This is a genomic window from Pseudomonas sp. GW821-FHT10C09 (assembly GCF_059415465.1).
In genome coordinates, this window is record NZ_JBWKNG010000006.1 from 120,362 (window position 1) to 143,053 (window position 22,692).

19 protein-coding genes and 1 pseudogene are annotated in these 22,692 nt (G+C 58.9%); 11 read left to right on the plus strand and 9 right to left on the minus strand.

Annotated features, from left to right (window positions below; all coding sequences use genetic code 11):
- Positions 1-172 precede the first annotated feature (172 nt).
- On the minus strand, positions 173-703 hold the full coding sequence (locus tag AC07N8_RS07635; RefSeq protein WP_493143026.1) for an RES family NAD+ phosphorylase: 531 nt from the start codon (positions 701-703) through the stop codon (positions 173-175).
- A gap of 1,227 nt (positions 704-1,930) precedes the next feature.
- On the opposite strand from AC07N8_RS07635, the gene AC07N8_RS07640 reads away from it, so the two are divergent.
- Both AC07N8_RS07640 and AC07N8_RS07645 read left to right on the plus strand, forming a co-directional pair.
- On the plus strand, positions 1,931-2,206 hold the full coding sequence (locus tag AC07N8_RS07640; RefSeq protein WP_493143028.1) for an HNH endonuclease: 276 nt from the start codon (positions 1,931-1,933) through the stop codon (positions 2,204-2,206).
- A gap of 256 nt (positions 2,207-2,462) precedes the next feature.
- Positions 2,463-3,236 (plus strand): DUF4365 domain-containing protein, encoded by a 774-nt coding sequence (locus AC07N8_RS07645; protein WP_493142912.1) that lies wholly within the window; start codon positions 2,463-2,465, stop codon positions 3,234-3,236.
- 153 nt (positions 3,237-3,389) lie between these two features.
- Here AC07N8_RS07645 and hrpB read toward each other — a convergent pair whose 3' ends face one another.
- On the minus strand, positions 3,390-5,912 hold the full coding sequence (hrpB, locus tag AC07N8_RS07650) for an ATP-dependent helicase HrpB (protein ID WP_493142914.1): 2,523 nt from the start codon (positions 5,910-5,912) through the stop codon (positions 3,390-3,392).
- A 63-nt stretch (positions 5,913-5,975) separates the two neighbouring features.
- Positions 5,976-6,422: pseudogene (locus AC07N8_RS07655) on the minus strand (DEAD/DEAH box helicase); the annotation flags it as partial.
- A gap of 110 nt (positions 6,423-6,532) precedes the next feature.
- Here AC07N8_RS07655 and pmcY point away from each other — a divergent pair.
- Both pmcY and AC07N8_RS07665 read left to right on the plus strand, forming a co-directional pair.
- On the plus strand, positions 6,533-6,952 hold the full coding sequence (pmcY, locus tag AC07N8_RS07660; protein WP_123433448.1) for a periplasmic Zn2+ metallochaperone PmcY: 420 nt from the start codon (positions 6,533-6,535) through the stop codon (positions 6,950-6,952).
- Positions 6,953-6,981: 29 nt separating this feature from the next.
- Positions 6,982-7,887 (plus strand): cation diffusion facilitator family transporter, encoded by a 906-nt coding sequence (locus tag AC07N8_RS07665; RefSeq protein WP_493142918.1) that lies wholly within the window; start codon positions 6,982-6,984, stop codon positions 7,885-7,887.
- Here the strand turns inward: AC07N8_RS07665 and AC07N8_RS07670 are convergent.
- Positions 7,872-8,942 carry a DUF6515 family protein gene (locus AC07N8_RS07670; RefSeq protein WP_493142920.1) on the minus strand — a complete coding sequence of 357 codons (1,071 nt, stop codon included), beginning with the start codon at positions 8,940-8,942 and terminating at the stop codon, positions 7,872-7,874. The two genes, AC07N8_RS07665 and AC07N8_RS07670, sit on opposite strands and share 16 nt — an antisense overlap.
- A 435-nt stretch (positions 8,943-9,377) precedes the next feature.
- Here AC07N8_RS07670 and AC07N8_RS07675 point away from each other — a divergent pair, with 435 nt between their 5' ends.
- On the plus strand, positions 9,378-9,857 hold the full coding sequence (locus tag AC07N8_RS07675; protein WP_007894448.1) for an Lrp/AsnC family transcriptional regulator: 480 nt from the start codon (positions 9,378-9,380) through the stop codon (positions 9,855-9,857).
- A 199-nt stretch (positions 9,858-10,056) separates the two neighbouring features.
- A complete protein-coding gene (locus AC07N8_RS07680) occupies positions 10,057-10,266 on the plus strand; it encodes a DUF2788 domain-containing protein (protein ID WP_027924271.1) in 210 nt (69 codons plus the stop codon).
- On the opposite strand, the gene AC07N8_RS07685 is transcribed toward AC07N8_RS07680, so the two are convergent.
- The 4 genes from AC07N8_RS07685 to AC07N8_RS07700 form a co-directional block, all read right to left on the minus strand.
- The gene (locus AC07N8_RS07685) at positions 10,261-10,896 is read right to left on the minus strand and encodes a pseudouridine synthase (RefSeq protein WP_493142924.1); all 636 of its coding nucleotides are present in this window, start codon (positions 10,894-10,896) and stop codon (positions 10,261-10,263) included. The two genes, AC07N8_RS07680 and AC07N8_RS07685, sit on opposite strands and share 6 nt — an antisense overlap.
- Before the next feature lie 75 nt (positions 10,897-10,971).
- Positions 10,972-12,471, minus strand: a complete 1,500-nt coding sequence (gene amn / locus AC07N8_RS07690) for an AMP nucleosidase (RefSeq protein ID WP_185045067.1) — start codon at positions 12,469-12,471, stop codon at positions 10,972-10,974.
- 172 nt (positions 12,472-12,643) lie between these two features.
- Positions 12,644-14,290, minus strand: coding sequence for an acyl-CoA dehydrogenase family protein (locus AC07N8_RS07695; RefSeq protein ID WP_483843031.1), 1,647 nt, complete (start codon positions 14,288-14,290; stop codon positions 12,644-12,646).
- A 74-nt stretch (positions 14,291-14,364) separates the two neighbouring features.
- The gene (locus AC07N8_RS07700; protein ID WP_493142929.1) at positions 14,365-16,749 is read right to left on the minus strand and encodes a hybrid sensor histidine kinase/response regulator; all 2,385 of its coding nucleotides are present in this window, start codon (positions 16,747-16,749) and stop codon (positions 14,365-14,367) included.
- Between the two features lie 326 nt (positions 16,750-17,075).
- On the opposite strand from AC07N8_RS07700, the gene AC07N8_RS07705 reads away from it, so the two are divergent.
- The 4 genes from AC07N8_RS07705 to AC07N8_RS07720 all read left to right on the plus strand — a co-directional run bounded on the left by AC07N8_RS07705 (position 17,076) and on the right by AC07N8_RS07720 (position 20,608).
- Entirely contained in the window at positions 17,076-17,873 is a 798-nt protein-coding gene (locus AC07N8_RS07705) for a hydroxymethylpyrimidine/phosphomethylpyrimidine kinase (protein WP_027924276.1), read from the plus strand.
- A 32-nt stretch (positions 17,874-17,905) separates the two neighbouring features.
- On the plus strand, positions 17,906-18,529 hold the full coding sequence (gene thiE, locus AC07N8_RS07710) for a thiamine phosphate synthase (protein WP_483843033.1): 624 nt from the start codon (positions 17,906-17,908) through the stop codon (positions 18,527-18,529).
- A gap of 15 nt (positions 18,530-18,544) precedes the next feature.
- Positions 18,545-19,828 (plus strand): glutamate-1-semialdehyde 2,1-aminomutase, encoded by a 1,284-nt coding sequence (gene hemL, locus AC07N8_RS07715; protein ID WP_483843034.1) that lies wholly within the window; start codon positions 18,545-18,547, stop codon positions 19,826-19,828.
- A 225-nt stretch (positions 19,829-20,053) separates the two neighbouring features.
- Positions 20,054-20,608 carry a tetratricopeptide repeat protein gene (locus AC07N8_RS07720; protein WP_123433439.1) on the plus strand — a complete coding sequence of 185 codons (555 nt, stop codon included), beginning with the start codon at positions 20,054-20,056 and terminating at the stop codon, positions 20,606-20,608.
- A gap of 160 nt (positions 20,609-20,768) precedes the next feature.
- Here AC07N8_RS07720 and AC07N8_RS07725 read toward each other — a convergent pair whose 3' ends face one another.
- The gene (locus AC07N8_RS07725; protein ID WP_007894425.1) at positions 20,769-21,098 is read right to left on the minus strand and encodes a DUF1820 family protein; all 330 of its coding nucleotides are present in this window, start codon (positions 21,096-21,098) and stop codon (positions 20,769-20,771) included.
- 134 nt (positions 21,099-21,232) lie between these two features.
- On the opposite strand from AC07N8_RS07725, the gene miaB reads away from it, so the two are divergent.
- Positions 21,233-22,561 carry a tRNA (N6-isopentenyl adenosine(37)-C2)-methylthiotransferase MiaB gene (gene miaB, locus AC07N8_RS07730; protein WP_483843035.1) on the plus strand — a complete coding sequence of 443 codons (1,329 nt, stop codon included), beginning with the start codon at positions 21,233-21,235 and terminating at the stop codon, positions 22,559-22,561.
- The last annotated feature ends 131 nt before the right edge of the window (positions 22,562-22,692 follow it).

Here is a 22,692-nt window from a genome sequence, read left to right on the forward strand (position 1 = left end):
CCGATGACTGCCTGTCGCGGAGGGCCGGAGTCGACCCGAAGCTGCCCTTTCAGGAAGGGCAGTAGCCACCGTGGATCTGAGCACCTCTTACATTTCGGTCAATACTGCACGGGGCCGAAGTGTCCTCTATATCCGACCTGAGTGAGTACCAAACGATTAATGCATTGGATGCTTACCAGGTCGTTCTCCAGCGGACGTCCAAACAGGGCAAAATTTTGGATTGTGTATGCCTCTGCGTATTTTCCCCGATAAGGATGACAGCGCCGCAGTGACATACCATAGGTGGTTTCAAAGGATGGCCACCAGTGCGAATCAAACTAAAGAACGACGGGTAAACTATGCCGTCGAAGCCCGTTTCTTTGGCTGCTAATGCGATTGCTCGGGAAATCTCATAGGAGTGGGAACGTGCCAGGAAGAGCATATGGATAGCCATATCCAAGCTTTCGAACTCCGTCACATCCTCTTCGAGTGAATGAGTAAGATCCAAAAGCCGTAAGTTTCGCTTGGGCTCCAGGGTAGCAACGTAGATGTCGTCATCTGTCGATGCTCGACATTCATGGATGCAAACGTCGATGTCCTGCGGTCCGTACATGATAGGAAAGCCTGGCGAATCGAGTCGCCCCTTTCCAGCGAGTGCAATAGGTGGGCTGTCGTACTCTGCCGGATCAGCTGGACTGTTGGCGCTGATTGAAAACTGACCCAGCCTTTACTGGGTCAGTTTTCGGTCAGCGGCAACAGGCCTGATCTCACAGCGTCGATGGGAATGGGAAGAAACATGCTCAACCGGGCTCGACAGGCACGGTAAGCACTCTCGCGCATCACTTCCGCCAACATGAGTCGCCTCCACATTTCGGCCTGCCGTGCAGCATCCGCATTTCACCGAGGCGGTGAAGGTAGATTGGCCGACAGGTCGCATCAGTCGTGCTCCGCCAAAATGACAGACCGCCTACCCGCCAGTGCGCCAATGGGCTCAAGAACGCCCTCGGCGGAAAGAGAGGCGTCCAAGAATCGACTGGCTCGGGCAGAGCGCGCCTTTAAAACGCCCCGAGCCTCAGCCCTGAACTGCTCGGCCATCTGCCACTTCGTCGTCGGGATTTTGCGTTTACCTTTCATCGCGGTTCTCGTTTTCCGTCACAGACACCTGTCCAGCCCCTGGCGATTACGCATCCGCCGCTCGATGGGCGTCTTCTTGCCCCCGATTCACTTGCTTAAACCATGCAGTGGAGCTCAGCCAAGCCGGAGGAACAAGTCTTAAATCGCTTAGTCTCCTGCCTAGCGTACCCGAGAGCAAGCCACAACGTTTGCTGAGCTGACTGACTATCTACGGGACTACCGCGACTGCGCCGAGGAGCACTCGAGCACATCCCGTCTAGAGGTGTTTGACGAATTGCAGGCTCTGCTTGACCGCCTCGACGAACAAGGTGTCACCCTGCGCTATGCAACCAGGGAGCTATTTCAGAAGGCCTCAACAGAACCAAAGTCCGAGCCCCTCCCCGCAGGGCGGGTGCTTTATCTGGTTGGCTTCAAAGAAGGCGAAGCACCTGAAGAAATGGCTCTACCCAGGAAGTTAAATCTGCGGTGACTCTGAGACTTCTCAGGCTTCTGCCCACAGGCTTGCTCGGCTGACAGTTGGAAAGGACAACTCAAGGAAATAAACACTGCCGTCAAAGGCATCCAGTACGACGCCAAGCATCCGATCCTCTCAACGATTCCAGAAAATGGCTCTGCGCTTGCGGTCGAAGCTCAGCTCGAAGAGACACTGGGATCACTTGCTGAGCAATTTCTGGAGTGGGTAAACGCCGTTTATCAAGGGCAAATTCTCAATGATGCCTACCTCCCAGGGTCGAATGACACACCAGAATCAGTCAAGGAAACATCGCCTACATCAAACGAAAATGTAGAAGGGGAATGGCAACAGGTAACTATCACCCTGTATGAACGAAATCGAGCAAACCGAAAGGCTTGCCTCGAGCACTACGGCCCTTCGTGCCAAGCTTGCGGAATAAGTTTTGGGGATGTGTACGGGGAGCTTGGTACAGACTTCATCCATGTGCATCATGAAATCCCACTGCATGCCATGGGCGGCGCACAGAGCGTCGATCCCATCAAGGACATGAAGCCGCTCTGTCCAAACTGTCACTCAATGGTGCATCGCACTGACCCTCCAATGCCAGTCATGAAACTACGACAGCTGCTAAACCGCTAGACAACCCACTCCATGGAGGTGATATCTAGAGGAAATGACATGCTCTCAGAAAAAGGAATTGATCCGGGCTGACGAGCAAGCGGAGCGCGCAGGCCGATAAGGCCAAAGGCGCGAGGATGGAAGCCCGTTAAGGGTAGAGACACGCAGCTGCTTGATTTACGACAGCCTAACCGGAAGGACGCGCCAAAACCCAATCTCGACAATTAAAACCCAGCCCCATGACGTTGAATTGGATAAACAGCTAATTGAGAAGAATATGAAATACCCTTCAAACACTGCCACAGGTGATGCTGGAGAATATTTTTTTGCCTACCAAATTTCCTACATCCTCGGCTGGCCCTGTCGATTATTCGATATCGACATTGGTATTGACGCACAAGTGGAGATCCTGGACGAGGATCGTAACAGTACCGGTAGATTTGTCGCCTTCCAGATAAAAACTTCAGCCAACGAAGAACTTAAGCCTTACTGGTACGTTTCAAAAAATCAGCTCAACTATTGGCGCGAGATGGACACCCCAGTATTTGTGGTATTGATCTCTCTCAAAGAGCAGACCATGTACCTCCATCGCATAAGGAAAGAATTTGCCTACCATGTAACTGAAAAAAATGGTGTTCGCATTGAATTCGACCTAGCTCAAGAACTATTCAGTAAAATAAGCGGCAACGTGATCAAAGCAGCAGCCGAGGAAAGTATCTTAGGCACGATTCAAACCTATCTCTCCGAAGTCTGGATGAAGATTAAAGAAATAAAAGACGCAATCGAAGGGATGGAAGATTACTCAGATCCACCTCTCCTTATCGATGTGATGTGCCGAAGGAGCACCGCCTACGATGAGCTACTACGGGCCAATACCCTAGTTTTGAACTACAGAGTGGGGATACAAGAATATGAAGAAACGGAATCTGCACTTGATGAAGCGCTAAGTGAACTCAGAGCTTTCATGCGTGAGTGGAACATGCATAGCAGCTGGGATGACCCTCGCAATGGAAATGGTGAGATTCAAAAGTTCATTGATGAAGAATGGTGACACACCATCAATAATAGACCGAACGCTCTGTGGAGTCTTAATTTTCCATACACGAATTTACATGTTCGTGCAGACACGGGGTCGCGGATGATAGCCCGTAGGTTTACGACAGCCGAACCGCACGCAGGGCGCGCCCAAAAGCCTGTTCGCTCCTCATGGCTTCCTAGGCTTTGCTCTGGCCGTCGCCTCGGCCACTAATGGATCTTCGGGCCAATAGTGTTTTGGGTATCTGCCTTTAAGATCTTTCTTCACTTCCGCGTAGGTACTGCGCCAGAAATTGGCGAGATCCTGGGTGACCTGTACAGGCCTCCGGGCCGGTGACAAAAGATGCAGCGTCAGGGGCTGTTTGCCTTGGGCAATCCGAGGTGTTTCTGACAGGCCAAAAAGCTCCTGCAGCCTCACCGCCAGAATTGGAGGATGCTGCGAATAGTCGATGCGGATATTCGAGCCAGACGGCACCTGGATCGCCTGAGGTGCCTGGGCTTCCAACTCCTGCGGAAGCGGCCAAGGGAGCAGATTCCTGACTATCGAAGACAGATCCAACTGGCTGAAGTGACTGAGCCTGGTGACTTTCCCCAAGTACGGCGTGAGCCATTCCTCAAGGGTTGCCAGCAGGTTTGCGTCGCCTAGATCAGGCCATTTACTACCTGCCTGGCTATCCTGGATCTCCTGCTGACGGAGCAGCTCCACCCGCGCTTGCCACTGTCGCAACTCGGGTGTCCACGGCAAAAGCTCGATGCCCTTGCGCCTTACAAGGTTGACCAATGCGAGCGAGCGGGCTCGCTCATCCAGATTAGGTAGTGGGGCTGTGGAGACAACCAGCTCGCCAACCTTCAGTTGCCGTTCCGCACGTAACACTCCTTCCTTGTCGTCCCAGTCAACCTCATCGACTGACCTCACAAGGTCGGCTAACACATCATCAAACAGCGCCGGATCGAGGTCGCTCGCCAAGTAGATGCGCTCTTCTCGCTGCCCCAGCCGACTACCTAAATCTGCCACCACCAGCCACTCATTCTTGGCGAGGTTGTCAGGCTCAGAGAATACCGCTGCGCGCCCATTTGCAAGACGATATTCAGACGCGCTTGAACGCCTCTGCAGACCAATGCGATCAGGATATGCGAAGGCCAGGAGACACCCAACCCAGCGCGAATGCTCGGGCTCGATCACAGGCTTAGAGACCTTACCTCGCAGAAGGGATCGATACTGTCGAGCGGATTGCTTCACCCTCTGCAGGGAGCCCCCGTTACGACGTGAATGCTGCTCACCCGCCAAGGCGCTGAGCCTCGTATGGAGGTCTGCACCGACCCCGCGCAAAATGTCCTTTTCACCCAGTAGTGCTGCGATATTGCAGGCCAGGTCATCCAGGCCCAGCGAGCTGCCTTTAATCAGCAAGTGAGCAATACGCGGGTGGGCCGGCAGCTCGCTCATGGCCGCACCATGCGGTGTAAGTTGTCCGGCATCATCCAGCGCGCCTAAGCGTTTCAGCAGATCTCTGGCTTGAGCGAAAGGTGCCGAGGGAGGTTGATCAAGCCACGTCATTTCATCTGGCTTCATCCCCCAGCGTGCCAGCTGCAGCGCGAGAGCTGCCAAGTCCGCCTGCAAGATTTCAGGAGTGCTGTGACTAGCCAGTTGTTCGTGTTGCGACTCCGACCACAGGCGATAGCAGATACCCGGCTCGAGTCGGCCCGCACGCCCCATTCGCTGAGTAGCGCTGGCTTTCGAGATGCGCTGGGTGTCGAGTCTGGTCATGCCACTGCGAAGATCGAACTTCGGCACTCGTTCAAGGCCGCCGTCCACCACCACTCTGACACCCTCGATGGTTAAGCTAGTCTCTGCGATGTTCGTCGCCAGTACGATTTTTCGCGTTCGAGGGGCCGCAGGTTCTATCGCTGAGCGCTGTGCATTGAGATCAAGATCGCCATACAAAGGGCACACTACTACGTCTGGGCGGCTGCTTAGTTGCTCTTTGAGGGACTCGGCCACCCGGCGAATCTCTGCCTGTCCAGGAAGGAAAACCAGGATGCTTCCCGATTGCTCATTGAGGGCGGTCAAGCAGGTGTCTGTGATCCGCGTATCGACTGGCTGGCCGGGTTGGTATGGGCTTCCCCAAATAGAGGAGACGGGATGCATCCGTCCTTCGCTGGTGATCACTGGGGCGTCGTCGAGAACTTTCGAAAGCCGCGCCCCTTCGAGCGTTGCGGACATGAGCAGCAACTTCAGTGGAGGTTCATCTCGCAGAAGCTCACGCGCGCTCAAGCAGAGGGCTAGTGCAAGGTCAGAGTCCAGACTCCTAAGATGGTACTCGTCAAAGATGACCACGCCCACACCGTCCAGTGCAGGGTCGTCTTGGAGCCGACGAGCCAGGATACCCTCAGTGACTACTTCGATCTGGGTGCGTGGGCCGACCTTGCTTTCAAGGCGGATTCGGTAGCCGACGGTCTCTCCAACTTTCTCACCGAGCTCACTCGCCAAACGCTCTGCCGCCGCCCGAGCAGCCAGTCGACGAGGCTCAAGCATCAGGATCTTCTGGTCTCCCAACCACGCTTCGTTCAACAGCGCTAGGGGCACCCTGGTGGTTTTACCCGCACCAGGAGGAGCTTCAAGGATCACTTCGTTACGGTCAGCCAAAGCGGCTTGCAAGGCTGGCAATACGGCGTCAATAGGTAGAGAAATCATCGAAGCTCCCAAATCAAGGGGGCAGTATACGACGGGGGATTAAGAGAGGAGATCAACCACTCAGACGGGGATGCCGTTGCTTAATAGTTTTTGACAAGATAATGATGATTTCCGTGCAATCAGCAAATCGTGGAATTCATCGAAGATCAGCAGGCCAACGCCTTCCAGCGCCGGATCGTCCTGCAAACGACGGGTCAGGATGCCTTCGGTAACCACTTCAATACGGGTCTGGGGTCCGACTTTGCTGTCGAGACGAATGCGATAGCCGACCGTTTCGCCAACCTTCTCCCCCAATTCACTGGCCAGCCGCTCCGCCGCCGCCCGTGCTGCCAACCGGCGCGGTTCAAGCATCAGAATGGTTTGCCCGGCCAGCCAGGTCTCGTTGAGCAGGGCCAATGGCACACGGGTGGTCTTACCGGCGCCGGGCGGTGCTTCGAGCACGGCTTCGTGGCGTGTCGCCAAGGCTTCACGCAGCGCGGGTAAAACTTCATCAATCGGCAAAGAAATCATGCTGGCTCCCAAACAGAGGCGCGAGTATAACGGCGAACTGCTCGGCGTTTATCACGGTCCTAATTCATAACGACGACGCTTCGTTTTCCAGATGACTCAGGAGATTTCATATGCGTGTTCCCTTTCGCCTGATTGGCGGTGTGTTGGTTGCAACCCTGCTGACCCAAGTGACCGCTTGCGGATCGATTTTCTACCCCGACCGCCGTGGGCAAATCGACGGCAAGATCGACCCGGCCATCGCCGCGCTGGATGCCGTGGGCCTGTTGTTCTACATCATCCCCGGCCTGATCGCGTTTGCGGTCGACTTCGCCACCGGCGCGATTTACTTCGAACCCGGCAAGACTGCTCAGGTCGACCCGGAAAAACTCAAGGAAGCGATCGGTGTCGACGGCAAGGTCGATAACCACAAGTTGCAGACTATTCTCGAAACTGAACTGGGCCGCAGCTTCCCGCTGGACGACCCGCGCCTGATCCAACATAAAGGCAGCACCCAGCAACTGGCCCTGCTCGGCCTGCAACCTGCCGCGTAACCGGTGCACCAGAAGGAAAAGCCGCCCCTATGATTTCCAGCTCCGAACACGCCCGCCTGCTGCGGCTGGCGACCCGTGCCTCGGTGGCGGTGGCGTGTACGCTGATCGTCGCCAAGGCCATCGCCTGGTGGTTGAGCGGCTCGGTGAGCATGCTCGCCGGGTTGACCGACTCGGCGCTCGACGGCGTCACGTCGTTGCTCAATCTGCTGGCGGTGCATTACGCCCTGCGCCCGGCCGATGACGACCATCGTTACGGGCATGGCAAGGCTGAGTCGCTGGCGGGCATGGCGCAGGCGTTGTTCATTGGTGGCAGTGCGGTGTTGATTGCCATGCAGGCGATAGACCGGCTGCAACACCCGGAGCCGGTCGGCGCTCCGTGGATCAGCATCGGGGTGATCGTGTTTTCCTTGGTGCTGACAGTGGCGTTGCTGATGTTGCAGCATCGCGTGGTCAGGGCCACAGGCTCCAACGCGGTGCGTGCGGACTCGCTGCATTACCGCTCGGACCTGCTGCTCAACGGCAGCATTCTGGTGGCGCTGGTGCTGGCCGGGTTTGGCTGGCATCAGGTCGACCCGTGGTTCGGTCTGGGGATTGCCGCGTACATTCTCTGGAGCGCGATTCAGATCGCCCGGGAAAGCTTCACGGTGTTGATGGATGAAGAACTGCCACCGGATGTCAGTCAGCACATGCTTGAACTGGCCTGCAGCGTGCCGGGTGTTCTGGGGGCGCATGATTTGCGCACGCGGATTTCCGGCAACCAGTGGTTCGTGCAACTGCACCTGGAATTGCCGGGGGATTTGACGCTGTCAGTCGCCCACGGCATCAGCGATCAAGCCGCCGATGCCATCCACGCCGCCTACCCGCGAGCCGAAGTGCTGGTGCACGCCGACCCGCAAGAAGTGGTGTTGGCTGCCCGGACTCAGAACTTGACCTGATAACCGCGACTGCCCAGGCAATTGCCTTGGGCTTGTCGGTAGGCTTGCACCACCGAAGGGTCTGGTTGGTAAGTGTCGGCGCGTGGATCAAAACCGCTCTGCTGCACCGCGTATTGGTAGCACTCGTAACCGTCCTGACTGACCTGTTCCGGCGACTGCCCGTTGGCCGGGTACGCCTCGACGTCATAGCCATTGCTGGACGATTGCGGCAGCGGTTGTCCTGGCGGTTCGACCACGACGTAATCCTGAGTGTTCTCTTGATAGGCGTAATACGAACCGGCGGCCAGGAACAGCAATGACCCGCCAATCCACACTTCACGGGCGTAATCGGGCAAGTAACTGACACGGATCCCGCGTGGCGGCTGCACCACCACGTAACGCGGGCCTTGCGGGCGATACCAGTAGCCGCCGGAATAGAAATAATCCCGACCGCCGTAAGGCACACGGTAATCGCGATCCGGGAAGCGATCGATCACCTGACCGGGCCGATACTGCGGACCTGGGCCCCAACCGTTGCCGTGCCCATTCGGGCGACCTGCCCAGTAATGATCATTGGGCCGTGCGCCCATACCGCCGGTTTGCCACTGCTGGTTGTATCCGTTGTTGCGCGGATTGTCCTGATAGTAGCCACGCTGCGGCTGCTGGGTCTGGCGCACGGTATCGGGCCGGCCCTGGATCGGCAGGTCATTGGCGGGTAATTGTGGTGGCGGTGGCGGCGAGCGAACCGGGTTGTTGTAGTCGTGCTGCGGTCGTGGCTGGTTCTGGTTCTGGTTCTGCCATTGACCGTTGTTTTGGTTTTGGCCGTTTTGTTCGAACTGGCGGCTGTTTTCGCCACGAATGATCTCGTTGTTCTGCGGACGCGGCTGATTATTCTGCTGATCGTTCTGCGGGCGTTGCTGATTGTTGCCATGCCCCTGACCGTTGCCCTGGTGGCCATCCGGCCCATGCTGCCCGCCATCGTTTCCACGGTTTTGCTGATCATCGGCCAGCGATTGCGCAGCGACACCGACACACAGCAAACCAACACCGGCCAAACGCCAGATGCGCGACTTCATGCTTTTCCTCACTGCGGGTTAGGGCCTGTACGTAAGACTGGAAAAGCACAAGCCGGTTCTGCAACAGGTTATCAGTCGCGAAACTTATTTATTGAGGGCAGAAGGGAAATCGCGGGCAAAAGAAAAGGGAGACCCGTCGGCCTCCCTTTGAGAACTTCGTCCGTGCTCGACGCTTATGACGCCGGCTCACCTCACGCCGTCTTCTGGACAGTGTGTAGCTCGGGGGCCGGCACATCCCCGGTGGGGGTGGCGGCCGCGACTGGCCTGATTGGGCGAGCCGCTGTGGACTGTTTGTCCGAGCAGTGATTCTGGTGATAAGAATAGGCCTGGGGCGCTGGCAGAGGATTGCGAAGATTGCTCAAATAAACATCACTTGCGCAATTTTTAACCCTGGATAGATAATCTTCCGCAATAGTTACGACAAAGGCCTGATTGATGAGCAAACTCGACCGATACGACTTGAGCATTTTGGCGGAATTGCAGCGTGACGCGCGCATCTCCAACCAGGAACTGGCCGAACGCATTGGCCTGTCGCCTTCGCCATGCTCGCGCCGGGTCAAGCAACTGGAAGACGACGGCTACATCACCCGTCAGGTCGCCCTGCTCGACCGCAAAATGCTCGGTTTGAGCCTGACGGCCTATGTGCTGATCGGCATGGACCGACACACCCCCGAGCGGTTCGAGAACTTCGAAGCGGCGATCCGTACCTTGCCGCAGGTGCTGGAATGCAGCCTGGTGACGGGAATGGATGCGGATTATCAGTTGAAGGTGGTGGTGCCCGATATGGACCACTATCAGAAACTGCTGCTGGGGCATCTGACCCGGATTGAAGGGGTGACGAGTGTGCGGTCGAGTTTTGTGTTGAATCAGGTGCTCAATAGCACTGAGTTACCGCTGACTCATCTGCGCAGCTGAGGACGCCTTCGCGAGCAGGCTCGCTCCCACAGGGATCTCACATGCGCTGAAGATCCCTTGTGGGAGCGAGCCTGCTCGCGAAGAGGCCGGCACAGGCGACGAATGACTGCGACACACCGACGCAGGTCAATACTTCGCCAATCCCCCGTGGCGTATACTCGCCGCGCCCTTTTAGCCGTGCCTGCGCTGGAGATGTTCGATGGATCCTGCAGTATTTGAAGAGTGGATGATGACTGGCCTTGTCAGCATCCTGATCATTTTCATGGGTTTCATCGTCTGGGATCTGGCGAAGAAGTCCAAGGCCGGGCGCTTTGGCTCGATGATTCTGTTCTTTGTGCTGGGTCTGGGCGTGGCCGCGTTCGTGATCAAAAGCGTGGTGATCGGCCTGATCGAATCCGGCACGTTATAAACGCGCCGGCACTTCTTTCCACTGGCCCTGATCGAGCCCTTCGATCGTCCAGTCGCCGATTCTGACCCGCACCAGCCGCAATGTCGGCAAGCCGACCGCTGCCGTCATGCGCCGTACCTGACGGTTTCGCCCCTCGCGAATCACCAACTCCAGCCAACTCGTGGGTACGCTTTTGCGAAAGCGTACCGGCGGATTGCGTGGCCACAGCTGCGGTTCTTCAAGCTGTCGCGCCTCGGCCGGCAGCGTCATGCCGTCGTTCAGTTCAACGCCATCACGCAAGCGCTCCAATTGCTCGGCACTCGGCTCACCTTCCACCTGCACCCAATAGGTCTTGGCCAGTTTGTGCTTCGGGTCGGCAATTCGCGCCTGAAGTTGGCCATCGTTGGTCAACAGCAGCAAACCTTCACTGTCGCGGTCCAGCCGTCCTGCCGGATAGATTCCGGGAATCTCGATGTAATCCTTGAGCGTCGCCCGCCCTTCGCCGTCGCTGAATTGGGTCAGCACGTCGAACGGTTTGTTGAACAGGATCAACTTCGGCTCGGCCGGCGGCGCCTTGGCGACACGGCGCGGGGCTGAGGTCGGAGTATTCGCGCCAGGACGGCGAGGTGCGGGACGTGGTGGACGAGGCATGAGGAAAGGAACATCTAACGGTCAGGGCTGCTAATGCTAGTGCCCTGACCGCTAAATGACCATGACAACTATTTATCAGCGGAACGGAGGCTCGTCGAAGCTGCGCAGTTTGCGCGAGTGCAACGAGTTGAGTTCGGTGCGCAACAGATCCACCGCTTCAATGCCGATCTTCAAGTGCTGGCTGACCGCGCGTTCATAGAAGGCGTTGGCCGAGCCCGGCAGCTTGATTTCGCTGTGCAACGGTTTGTCCGAAACACACAGTAACGTGCCGTAAGGCACCCGCAAACGATAGCCCTGGGCGGCAATGGTGCCGCTTTCCATGTCCACCGCCACAGCGCGGGACAGGTTGATCAACGGACGCTCCTGCGCCCAGCGCAGTTCCCAGTTACGGTCGTCATACGTCAGAACCGTGCCGGTGCGCAGGCGTTTCTTCAGCTCGTCACCTTTTTCGCCGGTGATATTGGCCGCTGCTTGCTGCAACGCCATCTGCACTTCAGCCAGGGCCGGAATCGGAATGTTCGGCGGCACGACCCGGTCGAGAATCCCGTCGCGGCGCATGTAAGCGTGCGCCAGCACGTAGTCGCCAATGGTCTGCGACTGACGCAGGCCGCCGCAGTGGCCGATCATCAGCCAGCAATGCGGACGCAACACCGCCAGGTGATCGGTGATGTTTTTGGCGTTGGACGGGCCGACGCCGATGTTCACCAGCGTCACGCCGTGGCCATCGCTGGCGATCAGGTGATAGGCCGGCATCTGGTAACGGTGCCAGACCACGCCCGCGGCAATGGCCGAGGCTTCGCCGTGGTCCATGCTTTTTTCGATGATCACGTTGCCCGGCAAGACCATGCGCACAAAACGCGGGTCGCTGCGCAATTGCTCCAGGCCATGGACGATGAACTGGTCAACGTAACGGTGGTAGTTGGTCAACAGGATCCACGGCTGCACATGACGCCAGTCACTGCCGGTGTAATGCACCAGTCGTCGCAGGGAGAAATCCACCCGGGCGGCATCGAACAGCGCCAGCGGCAGCGGGTCGGTGTTTTCCCAATCGTACAAGCCATCGGCGATGCCATCGGTGGCGGCCGACAAATCGGTACTCGGGAACACTCGCGCCAGCACGGCAGCGGTCACGCCGGAACCGGCCAGTTCATCGCCCTGCTCGACCACGTAAGGATAAGGAATGTTCTGCTGGCTGACGCCGACTTCGACGGTCACGGTGAAGTCGTGCATCAATGGCACAAGTTGTTCCAGCAGGTATTTACGGAAAGCGGCCGGATGGGTGACGGTGACACTGTAGGTCCCCGGCAACTGAACCTTGGCGTAGGCACGCGTGGTCTGCGGGACTTCACCCTGGCAGTGATAGGTCAGACGCAATTCAGGATAACGAAACATCGCACGCTGTTCGGCGTCCGGCTCGACACGGTCCTTGAGGTAACGCTTGAGCGCCTGATTCAGCGCGGTGGTTGCACGATTGTGCAAGAGCGCAAGCCGGTCCACGGCTTGCTCGGCGGTTTGAACGACAATAAAAGCTTCGGTCACGATCAGCATCCTGTGTTCTGACTTGCAGACCTTCATCTTGCCTGCATCGTCGCTTCACGGGAACAGTGGTGGCTATACAAATGCCAAGTCCAGCGCTGATCCAATGTGGGAGCGAGCCTGCTCGCGAATGCGGACTGTCAGCCAACATCAATGCTGAAGGTCAAATCGCTTTCGCGAGCAGGCTCGCTCCCACAGGGGTCTGGGTCGCTCACATAAGTGGGGTCGACCGGGCGACAATCGCCTCTACATCCAGCCCACGCGGCAACGCGCCATAGACCCGTCCCGCCGAACCGAGGCGACTGGCAATAAACGCATCGCTGACCGCCGCATTCCCCGCTTCCAGCAACAGCTTGGCTTGAAGCCCCAAGGCGATGTCTTCCGTCAATTGCCGCGCGCGGTACTGAATGTCGCTGGTGTCCTTGAAGGCCGCCTGCAACTGGCTGATGTGCGCAGCCAGGCGTTTGTCGCCATGACCATCACCCAGTTCGCTGAACAACACATCCAGCACGCCAGGCTCCTTGGACAGCGCGCGCAACACATCCAGGCATTGCACGTTGCCGGAACCTTCCCACGTCGAATTGACCGGCGCCTCCCGATACAGGCGCGGCAGGATGCTTTCTTCGACATACCCGGCGCCGCCCATGCATTCGGCGGCTTCGTTGATCATCGCGGGCGCTCGTTTGCAGATCCAGTATTTGCCCACCGCAGTCACCAGCCGGGCGAATTTCGCTTCATGGCTGTCGTCCAGATGATCCAGCGCCTTGCCCATGCGCAGGCTCAACGCGAGGGCGGCTTCGCTTTCCAGCGCCAGATCGACGAGCACGTTTTGCATCAAGGGTTGTTCGCTGAGCAGCTTGCCACCGACGCTGCGGTGCGCGCAGTGATGGCTGGCCTGGGTCAGCGCCTGACGCATCAGCGCGCTGGAACCGACCATGCAATCGAAGCGGGTCATGGCGACCATCTCGATGATCGTCGGTACGCCCCGCCCTTCTTCGCCGATCATCCACGCCAGTGCCCCACGAAACTCCACTTCGCTGGAGGCGTTCGAGCAATTGCCCAGTTTGTTTTTCAGGCGCTGGATGTAGAACTGATTACGCGTGTCGTCAGGCCGATGGCGCGGCAGCAGGAAACAGGTCAAACCCTTGTCGGTCTGCGCCAGGGTCAGGAAGGCATCGCACATCGGCGCCGAGCAGAACCATTTGTGCCCCACCAGTTCGTAAGCCTGGCCCGGGCCGCTGGCGCCGACCGGATACGCCTTGGTGGTGTTGGCGCGCACATCGGTGCCGCCCTGCTTCTCGGTCATGGCCATGCCGATGGTCACACCGGCCTTGTGCGCCATGCCGACATTGCGCGGGTCGTATTCGGTAGAGAGGATTTTCGGCAGCCACTGCTCGGCCAGATCCGGTTGCAGGCGCATCGCCGGGACGCTGGCGAAGGTCATGGTCAACGGGCAACCGCTGCCGGCCTCGGCCTGGCTGTGCAGATAGCTCATGGACGCGCGGGCCACATGCGCTCCGGACTGCGGATGCGCCCAGGGCAACGACGTCAGTCCGTGCTCGACGGCGGTGCGCATCAATTGGTGATAGGCCGGGTGGAATTCCACCAGATCGATGCGATGACCATAACGGTCATGACTGACGAACACCGGTTTGTTCTGATTGGCCAGGAACCCGGCCTCCATCAGCGGCCCGCCGGCCAGTGCGCCATAGGCGTCGATCCGCGACTCGGCCCAACCGGCCCCGAACCGCCGCGACCATTCCTGCAGCGGCAGGTCGATGCGGTAGAGGTTGGTGCCGTCCAGCGACGGTGGCTGGTTGGTGACTTCGTGGGTTTCGGCGAACTGATGCAGGTTCATGACGGGGCTCCTTTGGGTCAGCCAAGGGATTCAGTTAAGCACTGCCCCGAGGCTGAACAAAGTGGCATATCCGCCTAACTGTCGGCGCTTTCGCCCTGTCTTGGGCACAACACCCGCCGATACAGGGCAGCCTGCAAGTCTTCGAATTTCACCGGTTTGTTCAGGTAATCGATCATGTCGCCGGTCGGGCAGCGTTCGCGATCGACGCTGAGTGCGACCACGAACACCGGCAACTCGGCGCAACCCGGCAAGTCGCGGATCTGGCAGCACAGAGAGTGGCCATCCTGAGGCGGCAGTTGGCAGTCGAGCAACACCGCGTCGAAGGTTTCACGCTGCAACTGATCGAGCGCAGCCGGGCCATTATCCGCGGACCGCACTCGAAACCCGAGCTTGAGCAACATGCCGCGCATCACCAACTGGTTGACGCTGTTATCGTCGACCAGCAACACGCTGCAATCCTGAGGCAGGCGCAGACGCGCAGGATCGCCACTCATCAATGGCACGGGCGGGCGCTCTACCACCGGCACTTCAAAGTCGACATCCAGCTGGAAACGGCTGCCACTGCCCGGCTCCGAACGGTGCGTCAGGCGCCCACCGAGCAATTCGACCAGTTGCCGACAAATCGCCAGGCCCACACCCAAGCCGCCGTATTCGCGCGTCATCGAACCGTCGAGCTGGAAGAAACGCTGATACATCGTCGCCTCCCCCAGATCAGTGAAGCCGATGCCGGTGTCGATCACTGCAAACGACAACGACAGCCGTCCGTTCTCCACCGGTTTACCCGTCACCCGCAGGGCGAGTCCGCCGACCCGGGTGAACTTGATCGCATTGTCCAGCAGGCATTCCAGGCACTGCGCCAGTTTGACGCTGTCGCCGTGCAGGCGGTCCGGCAGCCCCGAAGTGACGTCGACTTTGAAGTCCAGCGACTTGCTCGAGGCATTGCCCTCGAACTGCGCCCGCAAGGCATCGACCACACCGCGCAAACTGAACGTTGCCGGGGTGGCCTTGAGCTTGCCGGCCTGCAATTCGGTCAGGGTCAGGATGCCGTTGACCATGCGCATCATGTCCCGCGCGGAACCGGCGGCGGTTTGCTGGTATTGCTCCAGTTCCGGGTCCATCTCGACGGTCTGCATCAACTCCAAAGAACCGATCACACCGTTCATGGGGGTGCGCAATTCGTGGGTCAGGGTGGCGAGGAATTCGTCTTTGAGCTTGTTACTGTGGGCCAGTTGCTGGTTCAGCACTTCAAGCTTCTGACCGGCATCAAACAGCGTTTGCGCCTGCTGCTCGCGCATGGCGTTGATGCGGTCGGCCAGGGCCAGCGACAGCAGGGCGACCTCGATCGCCGAGCCGATCTGGCTCGAATACATGGTCAGGAACACGTTGGGCAGGTAACCCAGCACCATCAGCGTGTTGACGATGCCGCCGAGCAAAAACGCCGACCAGGCAATGATGAAGTAGCGCGCCACCCGCAGGCCGCGAAGCCAGGCGCACAGCCCGGCGGCGAAAATCACCACGGTGAAGGTCAAGGCCAACGCGGTGGCCAGGCGCAAGGCCAGGGCATAACTGGCCATCAGTGACAGCCCGATCACCACCGCGCCGAATGCAATCAACGCCAGCAACAAGCGGTCGAGCCAGCGTCCGTAGGAGCCGGTCTGCAGGAAGCTGCGAGCGAACTGGCTGCCGAACAGCCCTGCGCAGCCGATGAAGAACGGCGTTGCCGCGTTGGCCCACCAGGGGTTGTTCGGCCAGAAATACTCCACAGCCGCGCCGTTGACCGACAGCTGATACAGACCAAACGAGGCGATGTAGAAAATGTAATAGAGGTAACTGGTGTCACGCACGCTGAGGTAGATGAACAGGTTGTAGACCAGCATCCCCAGCAATACACCGTAGATCAGCCCCAAGACGTAGAGGCGCACCGGTTGTTCTTCAAGAAACGCGGTGCTCGACCACAAGGTGACCGGCGCCTGGATCGAGCCTTCACTTTGCAGGCGCAAGTAGACGGTTTGCGCCTGGTCAGGGGTGAAACTTAAATCGAACAGGTAGTTGTTCTGGCGGATCTCGCGAGTGGCGAACGGCAGGGCATCGCCGGTCTGCCGCACCAATTGAAAGCTGCCGGTTGCATCGGGCAAGTACAGATCAAGGTGATCGAGGGGCGGATAGGCCAGTTCGAGCAACCAGGTGCGTTGCGCAGCGGGGTTGGTCGGGCGGTAATGCAGATCGATTTTCAGCCAGAACACCGAACGCGAGTACCCGGCGTTGAGCGTGGCTTTGTCGTGGGTTTTGAAATTTCCGGCCGCGGCCTGTGCACGAACATCAGCGATGGTCGCCTGACCACCCGCGTCTTCGTACACTTGCATGACTCGGCCCAGGGGAAGGCTCTGGGTGTATTCGTCGAACTCGACGGCGCTCGCCATGAGGGGCAAGCAAAGCAGCAACATCAGCAAATAGCGCATTTAAGCCCCAGCGTGGCCTGTCCGGTTATCTCAGGAAGCCCCTCATTCCCTTTGAGTAGACGTAAAACCGGTATTACCTGTTATTGGTTTGGATCCACTCTAGCATAGCCGTTGATGGCCATTGAACACCATTGAAAATTTTACTGTAGAGGCTCTAGTACGGGCGTTCCAGCGACAAATTTTGCGCAAGATCTGCCGACCTGCTCAGGTTATATCAATGCATCGGCTGTTTTACCCATTCCTGTAGCGGCCAGACGCAAGCGTCGCCAGCGGCCACACGGTCCGTCTCATGACTCGTTGGTCGACTGGTGGTAAGCTCGCGCACCATGAATATCTACAGCTCTCGCCCCGTTGTCCTCTGTCTCTCCGGCCACGACCCAAGTGGTGGCGCCGGCTTGCAGGCAGATATCGAAGCCCTGCTCGCCCAGGGTTGTCATGCGGCCCCGGCCGTCACCGCCCTGACCGTGCAAGACACGGTCAACGTCACTGACTTTCGCGTCCTCGACCGTGAGTGGGTGTTGGCCCAGGCCAATGCCGTGCTCAACGATTCCGAAGTCGCGGCGGTCAAGCTGGGCATGCTCGGTTCCCTGGAGATGGTCGACACCGTTGTCGAACTGCTCTCGGCGCACCCGCATTTGCCAGTGGTCTGCGACCCGGTGCTGCGCGCCGGCGGTGGCGGACGACTGGGCAAGGACGAAGTCGGCTACGCCATGCGCGAACGCCTGCTGCCCCTGTCCATCATCGCGACCCCTAACCTTCCCGAAGCGCGCATCCTCGCCGAACTGCCAGAAGGCACGGCCGACGAATGCGCCGAAAAACTGTTGCCGTTCGTCAAACACCTGCTGATCACCGGCGGCCATGGCGACGAACACGAAATCCACAACCGCCTCTACAGCCGCGACGGGCGCCGCGAAACGTTTACCTGCCAGCGCTTGCCCGGCAGCTATCACGGTTCCGGTTGCACGCTGGCCAGCGCCCTGGCCGGTCGTCTGGCCCAGGGTGAAAACCTCGCCAGCGCCGTACAGACCGCGCTTAACTACACATGGCGAACCCTGCGTGATGCGGAGCAACTGGGCAAAGGCCAGTTCGTGCCGCGCCGTCTGCCGCTGGATTTCTGTTCGTAACTTTTGATGCGTAAAGCGCCGAGGCTTGTCCGATGAAACTACGTGGCCTGTACGCCATTACCGATAGCCAGTTGTTGGCCGGTAAATTTCTTTCGTACGTGGAGGCGGCGCTGGAAGGCGGCGTCACCCTGCTGCAATACCGCGACAAGAGCAGCGATGAAGCCCGGCGCCTGCGTGAGGCCGAAGCACTGCGTGACCTGTGCGAACGCTACAAGACTCAGCTGATCATCAACGACGATGCCGAGCTCGCTGCGCGCCTGAACGTTGGCGTGCACCTTGGCCAAACCGATGGTCCGCTGTCTCCGACCCGTGCCCTGCTCGGCCCCAAAGCAATCATCGGTTCGACCTGCCACGCGCAACTCGAACTCGCCGAACAGGCTGCAAAGGAAGGCGCCAGTTACGTCGCCTTCGGCCGTTTCTTCAACTCCAACACCAAGCCCGGCGCGCCGACTTGCAGCCTCGACTTGCTCGATCAGGCCCGCAGCACATTGCACCTGCCGATCTGCGCAATTGGTGGCATCACCCTGGAAAACGCCGCGCCACTGGTAGCCCACGGGGTTGACCTGCTGGCGGTTGTCCACGGTCTTTTTGGCGCCGAGAGTACGGCTGAAGTGACACGCCGCGCCCGCGCCTTTAACGAACTACTTAAAATCTGATTTGAGAGCCCGACCATGTCTCGTTCCGAAACCCTGTTTGCCAATGCCCAGAAACACATCCCCGGTGGCGTGAACTCGCCTGTACGCGCGTTCAAAAGCGTCGGCGGCACCCCGCTGTTTTTCAAACACGCTGAAGGCGCCTACGTCACCGACGAAGACGACAAGCGTTATGTGGATTACGTCGGTTCCTGGGGGCCGATGATCCTCGGCCACAGCCATCCGGACGTGCTGGACGCGGTGCGTAAACAACTGGAACACGGTTTGTCCTACGGCGCCCCGACCGCGATGGAAACCGAGATGGCAGACCTGGTCTGCTCGATCGTGCCGTCGATGGAAATGGTGCGCATGGTCAGCTCCGGCACCGAAGCGACCATGAGCGCGATTCGTCTGGCCCGTGGTTTCACCGGTCGCGACAGCATCATCAAGTTCGAAGGCTGCTACCACGGTCACTCCGACAGCCTGCTGGTCAAGGCCGGCTCCGGCGCACTGACCCAAGGCGTACCGAGCTCGGCCGGCGTACCGGCGGACTTCGCCAAACACACCCTGACCCTGCCATTCAACGACATCGACGCGGTAGCAACCATGCTCGCCGAAGTCGGCCAGGACGTGGCGTGCATCATCGTCGAGCCAGTGGCTGGCAACATGAACTGCGTACCGCCGGCACCGGGTTTCCTCGAAGGCCTGCGGACCCTGTGCGACAAGCACGGTGTGGTGCTGATTTTCGACGAAGTGATGACCGGTTTCCGCGTCGCCCTCGGCGGTGCACAAGCGCATTTCGGCGTGACGCCGGACCTGAGCACCTTCGGCAAGATCATCGGCGGCGGCATGCCGGTCGGCTGCTTCGGCGGAAAACGCGAAATCATGTCGCACATCGCGCCGCTGGGTCCGGTGTACCAGGCTGGCACGTTGTCGGGTAACCCGCTGGCCATGGCCGCCGGCCTGACCACCCTGCGCCTGATCAGCCGTCCGGGCTTCCATGCCGAGCTGAGCGACTACACCAGCCGCCTGCTCGATGGCCTGCAACAACGCGCCGATGCGGCGGGCATTCCGTTCGTGACCACGCAGGCGGGCGGCATGTTCGGCCTGTACTTCAGTGGCGCCGACGACATCGTGACCTTCGATGACGTGATGGCCAGTGATGCTGCCCTGTTCGGCCGCTTTTTCCACTTGATGCTTGAAGGTGGCGTGTACCTGGCGCCGAGTGCTTTCGAAGCCGGCTTCACCTCGATCGCTCATGGCGAAACCGAGTTGAAACTGACGCTGGATGCCGCTGAGCGTGCATTCGCTGCATTGAAATAAACGCTGTGCCGCTGACGTTGGCGACTGCCAGCGTCAGCTTTTACCTACATTCACACCGTTATTCCTACGCTTCTGCCAATAATCTCCCGCAAATTGGGCGATATATTCCCCGTGCAGCAGAAAAACGAGTAAAGACTTTGTAAGGTTGGCCCTGCTTATTTCATAATGCGCGCTTATTGGATCCCTCGATGGGTCCGCGCGCCCTTCAGAGGTAAGTCGATTCTCATGAACCGCACCGGCCGCGCCCTTGCACTGGGCTGCCTGTTGCTCCTTCAGCCCCTGCTCGCGCACGCACAAGCAGGCGGCAACTCGTTGTTAATCCCAGCGATGGGTCGCTGCACCCTCAATACTCAGCCGCAAGACCTGACGCAAGCGCTCGCCGCCTGCCAGAAAGCGTCGGATGAAGGGGATGCTCAAGCGCAATACGAGTTGGGTGAGTTCTACTACGAAGGCAAAAACGCGCCTCGCGACCTCAATCAAGCCCTCAGCTATTTCGAAAAAGCTTCGCTGCAAGGCCACGCCCAGGCGCAATTCAAACTGGGTACGATGTTCTTCCGAGGCGAAGGCGTTCAGGCCAATAACGTTCAGGCTTACATTCTGCTGAAAATGGCTGCAGTCAACGGCGCTGAAGATGCGCTGGACACCGCCGACGAAGTCACCGAGAAAATGCCACGCGAAGAGCTGGAAGTGGCGACTCAGGTACTGGGGCAAATCTTTCGTAAATACCTGATGGAATTGCAGAGTGCGGATGGGCGAACGCCGTTTGCACCATTGCCCTAAACCGCACAAGGTCCCCTGTGGCGAGGGAGCTTGCTCCCGCTGGGGCGCGAAGCGGCCCTAAACCCTCCAATCACAGCCTGCCTGACGCACCGCATTCTCTGGTTTTACGACTGCTTCGCAGCCGAGCGGGAGCAAGCTCCCTCGCCACAGGGGCTCGCGCTTACTTCTCAGGCATCGGCATCGGAAACGGCATGACATTGCCGACCGCGCCACGGGCTTCGCTGATTTTCGGCGTACCCAGTCGCTCTACCTCGTCGATACGCACAATCGAATGCATCGGCACAAAACTGCGCACCACGCCTTCGAACTGAGCCTTGAGCTTCTCTTCGCTCGGATCGACGACCACTTGCGTGCGCTCGCCAAAGACGAACTCTTCCACTTCCAGGAAGCCCCACAGATCACTTTGATAGATCTGCTTGGCATACATTTCGTACACCTGGCCCTGGTTGAGGAAAATCACCTTGTAGATTGGAGCTTCACGTTTGGTCATGGTGGGCGAGCAACACATCGGGGATAAAAATGAGGGCGCGAACTATAGCATAGCCACCGGACGCACAGCGGTAGGAACCTTGGGACATGTTCCCTATAATGCGCGGTTCTTTGAATCACGTGATGACTCTGTCCATGGCCAAGAAGCTTTACATCGAAACCCACGGTTGCCAGATGAACGAGTACGACAGCTCGCGCATGGTCGACTTGCTGGGTGAACACCAGGCCCTGGAAGTCACCGCTCGCGCCGAAGACGCCGACGTGATCCTGCTCAACACCTGTTCCATTCGCGAACGCGCCCAGGACCGGGTGTACTCCCAGCTCGGCCGCTGGCGTGAACTGAAACTCGCCAACCCGGACATGGTGATCGCCGTCGGCGGTTGCGTGGCCAGCCAGGAAGGCGCTGCCATTCGTGATCGCGCACCGTATGTCGATGTGGTCTTCGGCCCGCAGACCCTGCACCGCCTGCCGGAAATGATCGACGCTGCACGCGCCACCAAGCTGCCGCAAGTGGACGTCTCGTTCCCGGAAATCGAAAAGTTCGACCATTTGCCCGAGCCACGCATCGACGGCCCGAGCGCTTATGTGTCGGTGATGGAAGGCTGCAGCAAGTACTGCACCTTCTGCGTGGTGCCCTACACCCGCGGCGAAGAAGTCAGCCGTCCGTTTGACGACGTGATTGCCGAGATCATCCACCTGGCCGAAAACGGCGTACGCGAAGTGACGCTGCTGGGCCAGAACGTCAACGGTTATCGCGGGACCACGCATGACGGTCGCCTGGCGGACCTCGCCGAACTGATCCGCGTGGTGGCCGCCGTCGATGGCATCGACCGGATTCGCTACACCACGTCGCACCCGCTGGAGTTCTCCGACAGCCTGATCCAGGCCCACGCCGATGTGCCGGAACTGGTCAAGCACCTGCATTTGCCGGTGCAGTCGGGTTCGGACCGGATTCTCTCGGCGATGAAGCGCAACCACACCGCGCTGGAATACAAATCCAAACTGCGCAAGCTGCGGGCCGCCGTGCCGGGCATTTGCATCAGTTCGGACTTTATCGTCGGCTTCCCGGGTGAAACCGAGAAAGACTTCGAACAGACCATGAAGTTGATCGAGGACGTCGGTTTCGACTTCTCCTATTCGTTCGTCTACAGCCAACGCCCGGGCACCCCGGCGGCTGACCTGGTCGACGAGACGCCGGAAGAGTTGAAGAAAGAGCGTCTTAACGCCCTGCAGCATCGTCTGAACCAGCAAGGTTTTGAAATCAGCCGACAAATGGTCGGTTCGATCCAGCGGATCCTGGTGACCGATTATTCGAAAAAAGACCCTGGCGAGCTGCAAGGCCGGACCGAGAATAACCGTATCGTCAACTTCCGCTGCGACAATCCAACCTTGATTGGCCAGTTCGCCGACGTGCACATCGATGCCGCACAACCGCACTCGCTGCGGGGCTCACTGCTTCAGTAACACCACCAGTCAAAGTGTGTGCGAGCCTTTGTGGCGAGGGGGCTTGCCCCCGTTGGATCGCGAAGCGGTCCCAAGATTTTGCGACTGCTTCGCAGCCGAACGGGGGCAAGCCCCCTCGCCACAGGTCAAGT